Source organism: Pseudomaricurvus sp. (assembly GCF_965662505.1).
Classification (GTDB): domain Bacteria; phylum Pseudomonadota; class Gammaproteobacteria; order Pseudomonadales; family Cellvibrionaceae; genus Pseudomaricurvus.
In genome coordinates, this window is sequence record NZ_CBFIHX010000174.1 from 1 (window position 1) to 5,580 (window position 5,580).

The following is a 5,580-nucleotide window of genomic DNA, read 5'->3' on the forward strand; positions in this document are numbered from 1 at the left end:
TTCTTAACTTTATATCTGTTTATATACTGCATTGCCTGTTTTTGCAAAGCGTAGTAAGGTATTTTCAAGTCGTACTCTACATACTAATAATGAAGGCAATGGAGGTGGTTTATGGCGCAATCAGCAGCCAGTCTGCAGGCAGAGAAAGACGGGTGTAAAGGAACTAATGAAGCGAATGAAGCGGATAAAGTTGAAATGTCCGCCGAAGCCAAATTGGCCGCTGCGATCGGTGAAGGGTGGCCGGCAGTGTCCTTGGATGAATGTCGGAAGCAGTTGTGTGCTGCTGGCGAGCGCTTCGAGATGGAGGTTCAGACGATTCGCGGCACCCCTTTGCGTGTATGGAAAAATGTGCCAAATAGTCTTGCTGACCTGGCTGACGCTGGGCGTGAGCATGGTGAACGGCTGTTTACCATTTATGAGGGAGAGCGCGTCAGTTACGACGCCTGGCACCGCGCAGTAGCGCATCTGGCTCACAAGTTTGAGTTAGAAGGCGTGAAAAAAGGCGACCGCGTAGCGTTGGCAATGGGTAATTTACCTGAGTGGCCGGTAGTGTTTTTTGCGGCAGCCAGTCTCGGCGCGATTGTTGTTCCGCTAAATGCCTGGTGGATGCCGGCCGAGTTAACCTATGCTTTGTCGGACAGTGGTGCCAGTGTGCTGGTGTGCGATAGCGAGCGTTTTCAGCGGCTGCAGGATGTGCGCTCCGACTTGCCGGATTTGCGTTCTGTGGTTGTGAGCCGCTCGACAGAAGCGTTGCCCGAAGGAGTCTCTTGCCTGGAGGACTGGATCGGTACTCCGGAGAATTATCAATCGTTGTCTTCTTTGTCTTTGCCGTCGGTGGATGTGTTGCCGGAGGATGAGGCAACTATTTTCTATACCAGTGGGACGACAGGCAAGCCCAAGGGGGCGGTTGGCACCCATCGAAATTGCCTTACCAATATCCTTTCCAGTGCTTATACGACGGCCCGCGCTGCGTTGCGTCGTGGGGAGGAGGTTCCCGAAGTCGAGCACAAAGTGTCTCTCGTGGTGATTCCTCTGTTTCATGTCACTGCTTGTAATGCGGCCATGATGGGCACGGTCTTTTATGGGCAAACCATGGTGTTTATGCCTGGCTGGGATCCGGTGAAGGCGTTCGGGATTATTGAGCGGGAAAAAGTGAATGCTACCGGAGGGGTGCCGACTATTGCCTGGCAATTGTTGGAGCATCCGGAGCGTCATAAGTATGACCTGAGCAGTATTGAGGCGGTCTCCTATGGCGGGGCGCCGGCCGCGCCCGATCTGGTGTTGCGAATACATGAAGAGTTTGGTGCTCTGCCTGCGACGGGTTGGGGGATGACGGAAACGTCGGCCACGGTCACGATGTTGTCGTCAGAGGATTACCTCAATCGTCCCTCCAGTTGCGGTCAAGCTGTGCCGGTGGCAGATGTAAAAATCATGGATCTCGAAGGTCGGCATGAATTGCCAGCCGGTGAGGTGGGTGAGCTGTGGGCGCGAGGGCCGCAGATCGTGAAAGAGTATTGGGGAAATCCTGACGAATCCAAAAAGACTTTCCTGGACGGCTGGGTGCGCACTGGTGATCTTGCGAAGCTGGATGAAGAAGGGTTCTGTTACATCGTCGGGCGAGCCAAAGAGCTGGTGATTCGCGGTGGGGAAAATATCTATCCATCGGAGGTGGAGAACGTACTTTACGACCATCCGGCTGTTACGGATGCGGCGTTAGTAGGGATTCCACATAGAACACTGGGTGAGGAGCCGGCAGCCGTTGTGCATTTGGCGCCTGGCACGCAGGTGACTGAAGAGGAGCTAAAGTTGTGGGTGCGTGAGCGACTGGCGATCTTTAAAACACCGGTGAAGATTCTATTCAGTGAAACGATTTTGCCGCGCAATGCTAACGGCAAGATTCTCAAATTGCAGTTAAAGTCTTTGTTTGAAAAGCCTCAAGAGTGAGGCTTTATGGTTCGAAGAAGATTGCCCGAAGAGATTGTCCGAAGAAGTCTGTCGCCTCTTGATGTGGGGTGGCAGGCCGCGAGGGCTTATGCTTTGTTTTTGGCGCCGTCAGTGTCCGAATCGTTTAGCCGTAGCAACCCTTCCTGGGCGGCGCTGGCAATCAGTTTTCCTTCTCTGCTGTATACGCTGCCGCGATTAAAGCCGCGTGCGCTGCCTGACCAGGGTGTATCCATGACGTAAAGCATCCAGTCGTCGGCCCGGATTAAAGGTTCGTGAAACCATAATGAGTGATCGAGGCTGGCCGATTGCAGATTGGGTGTGTACCACGTGAGTTTGTGAGGGCGCATGCAGGTACTCAGTAGTCCCATGTCTGATGCAAATGCCAGGGCTGCGCGATGTATGACGGGGTCGTCGCCAAGTGTCTGGCGAGCACGAAACCAAATGGCGTGCTGAGTGTTTGCTTCTTTACTGCTGAACGGTATGTCCTGTGCGATTGGTCGCGTTTCGATGGGCAGTTTCCGCTGGAGTATTTTCATTAAACTGTCAGGAATCTGATCCGCATAGCGGTCGGCCAGCTGGTGATTGTTGAGCAGTTGCTCTGGTGGGGGTACGTCAGGCATTGGGTATTGGTGGTGGAGGCCGATTTCGGGGGTGTGGAACGAAGCGGTCATGCTGAGGATTGGGTTATCGCCTTGTAAGGCTAGCACGCGTCGGGTGCTAAAGCTTCGTCCATCACGATCGTTGTCCACTTCATAACGGATTGGCAGAGTGCTGTCGCCTGCGCGCATAAAGTAGGCGTGCAACGAGTGAATTGCCTTGGTAGTGGCGACTGTTTTGCTGGCGGCAGCCAGTGATTGGCCAATAACCAGGCCGCCGAAGAGTCTGCCGCGCTCTGCTGGTGGTTTCAGCCCTTGAAAGCAGTGGTGGGTATTGGGGGTGTTGTTTTCGTTACTTTCGTCACTTTCGTCACATAGTGTCTTTGGGGGTTGCTGGGGTATTACGTTGAGCAGCTCTTCAAGAGAGGTTGGGATTCGCGCTTGCGTGTCGGATGCTTGTGTCATGGGTCTTCCTGTGCCACAGATTTTTTATTTTTACATATTATTAGTGTATAGAGTATGTTTTATTTGCTAGTCTCTGAAAGTCAATTTAGTCGTATTCTAACTGTTTAATAAAAATAAACTACAAAAAATACCTGAAATATACTCTAATTCTTGGGTTTGGATCTGATTTTTTTGTTTCTGGTCTTTTGGTCTTGGAGTGGTCTTTAACTTTTTCAGAGTTTTAGGTATGAGCGAGGGCGGTCATGGATATACCCCAGTTTTCACCCCTAAGTGTGCACCCTGCACCGGGCCTGAGTGATGAAATCAATGACATTCGACAGCGGACAGCTGACATTCTGGCTCAACACGTTATCCCCAATGAAGGGGTACTGTTGAGTCGCGACGATCCTGATCGGCGGTCAGCTCTGGTGCGGGAGTTGCAGCAGCATGTTCGTCAGTGCGGACTTTGGGCGCCACATTTGCCAAAAGCCTACGGGGGGATGGGGGTAGGGTTTCTCGGGCATGCGTTTATGAATGAAATTATTGCCTGGAGTCCGGTAGCCAGTCGTATTTTTGGTGTGGTTGCGCCGAATGCCGGTAATGAGTCTCTGCTGGTCAAGTATGGAACGGAAGAGCAAAAGAAACGCTGGCTGGAACCGCTTGTGGCCGGTGAAATGCAGTCTTGTTTTTCCATGACCGAGCCAGACAACCCCGGATCGGATCCTCGTGCTCTGACCACCACTGCCGTGCGTGAGGGTGACGAGTGGGTGATTAACGGCCGCAAGTGGTTTACCTCCAATGGCCGAGCTGCTGATTTTGCTGTGGTTATGTGTCGCACAGAAGGAGATAGCGACACTGATGGATCGAGTTCACGCATGACACAAATCATTGTGCCGACCAATACGCCGGGTTTTTGCGTAGAGCGCAATATTCCGGTATGGGGGCATACCACTGGCGATCATGTCGAGATCACCTATACCAACGTGCGGGTGCCGCTGGAAAACCAGTTAGGTCGGCGTGGAAGTGGTCATGCTGCAGCGCAGGATCGTCTCGGAGCCGGTCGGGTCTATCATTCCATGAACTGTATTGGGCATATGTGGCGCTCCTTCGATCTGATGGTTAAGCGTATGACAGAGCGCAAGGTGCATGGTGGTTTGCTGGAGTCCAAACAGATGATGCAGGACTTTGTGGCAGAATCGTATATGGATATTCAAACGGCTCGCCTGCTGACCATACGCTGTGCTGAAAAAATCGATGCGGGTGAAGATGCCCGCACGGATATTTCCGCGGTTAAAGTATATGTGCCCAGAGTACTTCATCAGGTGGTGGATCGTGCGATTCAAGTGTATGGCGGCATTGGGTTGTCCAGTGATTACCCGCTCGCCAGTTTTTATTTGGCAGCGCGAACCTTGCGTCTTGCAGATGGCCCGGATGAAGTTCACAAAATTCTGATTGCCAAAAATATTCTTGGCCATTATCACCGTGGTGGCACGATGGATTTTGCTGCATAGCTGACGCGTTCATACATTGCTGATTGCAGGATAATAATAATGGAAAAGATCGTTAAGCCGGGTGCGGCTAATGGTGGTGCACCCCTGTCAGCGGATCAGGCTTTGCCGCCACTTAAAAAGTCCACACGAATTGTCTACGGTGTTGGTTCGGTGGCTTACGGCATTAAGGATCTCGCTTTTAGAAGCTTCCTGCTGATCTATTACAACCAGGTGATCGGTGCGCCGGCGACGTTGGTGTCGGCGGCTATTATGGTTGCTCTGGTTGTGGATGCGATCAGTGATCCTGTCATTGGACAGTTTTCCGACCGGTTGAAAACCCGCTGGGGCCGTCGGCACCCTTTGATGTATGCGTCGGCCATTCCGGCCTCTCTGAGTTTTCTGTTTTTATGGATGCCTCCTGAAGGGTTATCGCATACTGGGTTGTTTATCTATCTGGTGTTAATGGCTTCGCTGGTGCGTACCTGTATCACTTTTTATGAAATTCCCAGTTCGGCCTTGGCTCCGGAATTGACCAGTGAATATGATGAGCGCACCTCGATTGCGAGTTATCGCTATTTCTTTGGGTACGTTGGCGGTTTGGGGATGTCATTTTTAACCCTGTTTGTGTTTTTGCGTCCAACGGAAGAGTATCCAGTAGGACAGTTAAATCCGGAAGGTTATCTGACATTTGCCGTCGTTGGGGCGCTGGTGATGATCGTCACCGTATTGCTATCGAGTATGGGAACACATCACCGCATTCCCTACCTGAGGCAGCCGGATGTTAACAAGATTGGCTTTCTGGAAACGCTTAGGCAGATGCGTGAGAGCTTTTCCCATCCGGGCTTTTTGGCCATTTTATCGTTTGGTGTATTGAAGTATACGGCCATTGGCATGACTGGCGCTCTGACTCTGTATTTCGGGACTTTCTTTTGGGGATTGGAGTCGCGTCAGTTAGCCCTTCTGGCATTGGACGGTGTTGTGGGAGCGTGTCTGGCGTTAGTGTTAGCGCCTAAAGTTTCCAGACGATTTGGTAAGCGGAATTCAGCATTCTGGCTGGCTGTAGTGGCGGTAGTGGCGGTTCTGGTGGCAATTACGCCTTATATTTT

The 5,580-nt window shown here is 51.8% G+C and carries 4 protein-coding genes; 3 read left to right on the top strand and 1 reads right to left on the bottom strand.

Annotated features, from left to right (window positions below; translation table 11 throughout):
* The first annotated feature begins 111 nt into the window (after window positions 1-111).
* Window positions 112-1,944, top strand: coding sequence for a class I adenylate-forming enzyme family protein (locus ACTG33_RS15900; protein ID WP_439136204.1), 1,833 nt, complete (start codon window positions 112-114; stop codon window positions 1,942-1,944).
* Between the two features lie 86 nt (window positions 1,945-2,030).
* On the opposite strand, the gene ACTG33_RS15905 is transcribed toward ACTG33_RS15900, so the two are convergent.
* Complete coding sequence (locus ACTG33_RS15905; protein ID WP_439136205.1) at window positions 2,031-3,005, bottom strand: acyl-CoA thioesterase; 975 nt, start codon at window positions 3,003-3,005, stop codon at window positions 2,031-2,033.
* 242 nt (window positions 3,006-3,247) lie between these two features.
* Between ACTG33_RS15905 and ACTG33_RS15910 the strand changes: the two genes are divergently transcribed.
* Both ACTG33_RS15910 and ACTG33_RS15915 read left to right on the top strand, forming a co-directional pair.
* A complete protein-coding gene (locus ACTG33_RS15910; protein WP_439136206.1) occupies window positions 3,248-4,495 on the top strand; it encodes an acyl-CoA dehydrogenase family protein in 1,248 nt (415 codons plus the stop codon).
* Between the two features lie 39 nt (window positions 4,496-4,534).
* Window positions 4,535-5,580, top strand: a 1,046-nt coding sequence (locus tag ACTG33_RS15915) for an MFS transporter (protein WP_439136207.1), incomplete at its 3' end; no start/stop codon positions are given.